The following is a 4688-nucleotide window of genomic DNA, read 5'->3' as shown; positions in this document are numbered from 1 at the left end:
ATGCACGGCCGCGCCGGCTTCCCGCTCCTACGCCAGCGGATCCTGCTCCAATGATCAACACGAAGCGTTACCACCGATTACGGGCCAGAGCCGTTCGTTTGACAGTCCCCCGGACCGCACTCCAGGGCCGGTTTCTGGCCCGCCAGTCGGGCCGGCGCGGTCCCGTCGAAGGGCGGGCGAGGCCCGTCAGGTTCTCCGGTGCACCGTCATTCTGAGGTCTCGGGGAGCCAGAAAGGTCCGGAGAACGGGGAGTACCTGAGGGGGGTGAGGATGGAGGTGCCAGTTGGCCGCAATGGAAGCTAGGCCCAGGACGGCCATGGTCATGCCGAATTTGTCTCCAATGCAGATGCGGGGGCCGCCGCCGAAGGGGGTGAGCGCTCCGCGGGGCGGGTGGGGAGCGGGTTCGCTCCAGCGTTCCGGGGCGAACGCTTCGGGTTCGGGATATAAATCGTGACGGTGCTGAACTGCGAGTGAAGAGTAGATGATAGTGCTGCCTTGGAGAATACGGTGTCCGCCGAGTGTGGTGTCCGTCGTGACGGTTCGTGTGATCAGAGCGGCGGGGGGGTAGAGCCGCAGTGTCTCGGTGATGATGTTCCTGGTCCAAGGCAGGAGATCCAAGTCAGCGAAGGCAGCCGGGCGCCGGTGGAGGACCTCTGCGCACTCCTCGTGAAGGCGTTGTTCGGCTGTGGGATGGCGGCCTAGCAAGTGGACGGCCCAACTGAGGGTATTCGCTGTGGTGTCGGATCCAGCAATGAATAGGATGACGATCTGGTCGATGATCTCGTCGCTGGTCAGTTGTTGGCCGTTCTCGTCCTTGGCGGACAGGAGCATCGACAGAGCGTCACCGTGGTCGACGCCGGTGCGACGGTAAGTGTCGATCAGTTGACCGAGTACCGTACGCAGTCGAACTCTCGCCTGCTCGTACGCGCGGTTTCCGGGAGTGGGGACACGGGTGAGCGCCTTGGGTAGAAACATCCGGATGTAGGTGCCAGCTAGCAGCGTAGAGAGATCGTGCAAGGCACGGTCGCGGTCGGCTGCTCCCAGGGCGCCTCCGAACATAGTGGTTGCGACCACTTGTGAGGTGTAGGCACGCATCTGGGCACGCATGTCTAGCAGGGCGCCGTCCTGCCACTGGCCGGTCATCTTGGAGATGACGGCGGTCATGGTCGCGGCGTAGTCGGCAAGGCGCACTTGGTGGAAGGCGGGCTGGATCAGCTTGCGTTGCCGACGGTGTTGGGCGTACCTGCAAATGGCGAGACTGTCGCCGAAGAGTTCGCGTCCTCGGTCGACGAGAGGGCCGCCTTTGTCGAAGGTCCGGTCATCAACGAGGAGTTGGTGGGTCAGCTCAGGGTGGCAGACCACGATCGCCTGATGCGCTCCCAGCTGGATGCGCACCAGATCTCCGTGCTGGGAGAGAGATGCGAGGAAGGCGTAAGGGTCGCGGAGAAGGTGGGAGGCGTGGCCGAGGAGAGGTAGGGCGCGTGGAGCGGATCCGAAGGTGTACTCAGTCATCGGGGCGGAGCTCCTTCGTGTGGCGAGGTGTCCGGGTGATGCCAGTGAGCTGTGACGCCCGCTTCGCGATGTCGGGTTTCAGCCGCGGGGGCTGACGAGAATTCCCAGTCCTGCCAGCGGAGGGCGGAGGAAGAAGTCAGGGCGTGCTCTCTTGGCCGAACAAATTCGACACGTAGTCCGGAAGGCCACTGAGTTCAGCCGGGTGAGTGTATCGCTGACATTGGAAATGCCAGTCAAAGTTACCTCGCAGCACGCATGTCAGCGCATCTGAATAGCTCATGGCTACTTGTCGAACGCCGAGGCTATTTCTGCAGAGGTCGACGGACAAGCGATGTCGTGCATCGAGGAAGTTGTGGACGGTCCCGGTGACGATGGCGTTAGCACGGTCCACGGCGGTGTCCCGGTCGCATTGGTGGACGCGTTCGGTGATCAGGACCAGGTTGTAGCCGAATCCATGCCCGCATTCCTTATCAGCGGAGAAGAGGTCGTTCAGGAATGCCACGTGCTCTGCAACTGCCCGGCGCATTTCCAGGAGAGGGGGGGCATACCGCAGCTCGTCGGGCAGCGTGACGGCGGCCACGATCTCGGCGAGATCTAGGAACATATACATTCCCACAGCAAGCTGCCGGTACCCTCGGAACTCCTCGAGCCCGAGCAGTCGGCCATCTGCGCCATCAATCGATGCCCAGAGATAACTGGCGAGCCACCCCTTGATGTTATTGGCGAACTGCCGTCGCCAGGCGGCGGACCGACCCGGGGTGAGCGTGCGCCACAAGTCTGCAAGCGCCCGCTCCAGCGGCGCCTCCGCGTCGCGGAGCCCATCGAGCACCTCGACCATACGCTGCACAGCGTCGGCGCAAAGGCGCGGGTCGCGCCCGTAGGTCCCCTCATCGAACTCATCATCGACAAGGAAGCCGAACGCGCAGAACTGAGTAAGCACTGGGAGGAGGTCAGGCCCAGCACCTGGATAGAAGCGGGCCGCCAACAAATCCGGGGCTGTTCGTTCGAGGTGCTGCTGCGCGCTGGTGGTCGGGGCGAGACGGAGACGCTCGACCCAGGACCACATCTGTGGCTGGGCCGCACTCAGCCAGGGATTCGTCCCAGTCTCCGGGAGAGGCATGAAAAGGACCGGCAAATCACGAGCGGTACCTACCGGCGGCTCAGGAGGCCCATTCATGATCTCACTAACCCCATGCATAAAATCCTCGCCATCTGCCTCACTTCTCTCCTCCCCCGGCGACGATATGACACCCTGGCAACACCCACATTCGCAGCAATTAAGGTCTGCTGCGGGTCTGCACGGTCTTCGGTGTGGACACGAGGGCGGTGGAAGCATGGGAACTCTCCACCAGGTCATGCACCGACTCGGTATGCGACGGATACCCGGACATGCCACCGGCCTGCCTCAGGCTGGTGAACTCGTTGCCCCGCCCGGTCAGCAGTTTGCGCACATACGCCTGGTCCCGGTGTCGAAGACGAACGCATCGCGCAAGGAGCCGAACAGCAGGTGCAGCGCGAGGGTGACCGGCAGGTCCTCGGCCGGCCAGGTCCGCACCTCGTCCACAGAGCCGGGCAGGACCGGCGTATGAGCCGGGGACGAGGTGACGACAATCATCGGTGGATCCCTTCCCCGGAGGTGATGCGTTCCGGTCTGTCCGGCAGGGTGCAGGTCCTGCCGTTGGCGCATCGGCCCGGCCAACTCAGTACACCGCCTGGGGCAGGCTCTGTACAGGCGGGTATCACCTCCAGTTGCGGGCTTGTGAGGCGAGTTTGTGCATGTGTGATGTCGCCTTTCTCGGTGGCGCGACGGCGCTGTCACGTTGTCGGGGCGGGACGATGTAGGCGATGTCTTTGCGCGGCCCTTGGGCCGGCGAGATGGCCAGCAAGGGCGCCAAGTGATCGAGGATGCGGTCGGCCGCGGACTTCGAGACTCCGAACAGTGGCGCCACCTGCCGCAACGTGAGATTCGTGCGCCAGTACGTCGCCACCAGCAACCCTCGGTCCTCCAGCGGCAGCTGCAACGGACGGCCGCGCTGAACGTCACCACCGCGACGCCGCACCAACGCCACCAGCCTGCTGAACTGCGACTCGGTCAGCCCGGAGAACGGCTCGATCCACTTCGGATCATCCGCTGAGATCACCCCACTCATGCCCAGCCAACGCACTAACCACCCCACCGGCTACGCAACAACCTCTAGCCTCACGCTTTCACGAGGTGGAGTGTCCGGGGCTTGATCAAATAAGCGGAGAGTGCTCCTGACCTGCAACGATGGGACTCGTCTAGGGTCCTGTTGGTTGCAGGGAAAGAAGCACTCTCCAGGTGAAGAAGCGCATCGGGTCGTACCCGCGTGTCCGCATCGAGGACGGCGGCCGGGCGGTGTTTTCGCAGGCCGGGGGCGTGCTGCTGGTCCAGACCGTCCGCAAGGCTCGGGCGGTGCACGACCCGGGCAAGATCCTGCTGGACGTGGCCCTGGCGGTCGCGCTGGGCGGCGACTGCCTCGCGGATGTCGCCATGCTGCGGGCCGAACCGGCCGTGTTCGGCCGGTGACCTCCACCCGACGGTCTCCCGCCTCATCGACACCCTCGCAGCCTCCGGGGAGAAGGCCCTGCGGGCCATCCGTGCCGCGCGGGCTGAAGTCCGCCGCCATGTCTGGCAGTTGGCCTACCGGGAAGCGCCTGATGCGGGCGGGACGGTGACCGTCGACCTCGACGGGGTGCTGGTGATCGCACACTCGGACAAGGAGGACGCCGCACCGACGTGGAAGCGAACCTACGGCCACCACCCGCTGATGGGGTTCGTCGACCACGGACCGGGCGGCACCGGTGAACCGGTGGCGGCCCTGCTCAGGCCGGGGAACGCGGGCTCGAACACGGCCGCCGACTACATCACCGCCGCCCAACTGGCCCTGGCTCAACTGCCGAAGAAGTACCGGCGCGGACATCAGACCCTGATCCGCACCGACTCAGGCCCGCTGGACCATGCGCTGGAAGACCACCCTGAACGCTTTCGACATCACCTTCGACGGCCGCCTGTCAGCGGCCCGTCAGTAACCTTAACTACTGCAGTTACACCACTCGTTTGGCTCTGGCCCGTAATCGGTGGTAACGCTTCGTGTTGATCATTGGAGCAGGATCCGCTGGCGTAGGAGCGGGAAGCCGGCGCGGCCGTGCATCTG

General features: G+C 64.5%; 4 protein-coding genes and 2 pseudogenes. 1 reads left to right on the top strand and 5 read right to left on the bottom strand.

Features of this window, described 5'->3' with window-relative positions; all coding sequences use genetic code 11:
• Positions 1-186 precede the first annotated feature (186 nt).
• The 5 genes and pseudogenes from ABZ624_RS42020 to ABZ624_RS42000 all read right to left on the bottom strand — a co-directional run.
• Positions 187-1512: a cytochrome P450 gene (locus tag ABZ624_RS42020; RefSeq protein ID WP_360100853.1), complete on the bottom strand. Its 1326-nt coding sequence runs from the start codon at positions 1510-1512 to the stop codon at positions 187-189.
• Positions 1513-1648: 136 nt separating this feature from the next.
• The gene (locus ABZ624_RS42015; RefSeq protein WP_360100850.1) at positions 1649-2452 is read right to left on the bottom strand and encodes a terpene synthase family protein; all 804 of its coding nucleotides are present in this window, start codon (positions 2450-2452) and stop codon (positions 1649-1651) included.
• A gap of 337 nt (positions 2453-2789) precedes the next feature.
• Complete coding sequence (locus ABZ624_RS42010) at positions 2790-2963, bottom strand: 1-deoxy-D-xylulose-5-phosphate synthase N-terminal domain-containing protein (protein ID WP_360100847.1); 174 nt, start codon at positions 2961-2963, stop codon at positions 2790-2792.
• The gene (locus tag ABZ624_RS42005; RefSeq protein WP_360100844.1) at positions 2948-3127 is read right to left on the bottom strand and encodes a hypothetical protein; all 180 of its coding nucleotides are present in this window, start codon (positions 3125-3127) and stop codon (positions 2948-2950) included. The genes ABZ624_RS42010 and ABZ624_RS42005 overlap by 16 nt, the downstream gene beginning before the upstream one ends.
• Positions 3128-3374: 247 nt before the next feature.
• Positions 3375-3662 (bottom strand): annotated as a pseudogene (locus ABZ624_RS42000) (transposase family protein); the annotation flags it as partial.
• A 170-nt stretch (positions 3663-3832) separates the two neighbouring features.
• Here ABZ624_RS42000 and ABZ624_RS41995 point away from each other — a divergent pair.
• Positions 3833-4478, top strand: a pseudogene (locus ABZ624_RS41995) (transposase); the annotation flags it as partial.
• Positions 4479-4688: the final 210 nt, after the last annotated feature.

Origin of the sequence: Streptomyces sp. NPDC007205 (genome assembly GCF_040634095.1) — a bacterium.
Lineage (GTDB): Bacteria > Actinomycetota > Actinomycetes > Streptomycetales > Streptomycetaceae > Streptomyces.
Note: the sequence above shows the minus strand (reverse complement) of the source record. Positions and strands in the feature narration are given on the sequence as shown.

What these genes read in the sequence shown, in the direction of transcription:
- ABZ624_RS42005 (WP_360100844.1), bottom strand. Translation starts at nt 3,127, where the DNA reads ATGATTGTCGTCACCTCGTCCCCGGCTCATACGCCGGTCCTGCCCGGC.
- ABZ624_RS42020 (WP_360100853.1), bottom strand. Translation starts at nt 1,512, where the DNA reads ATGACTGAGTACACCTTCGGATCCGCTCCACGCGCCCTACCTCTCCTC.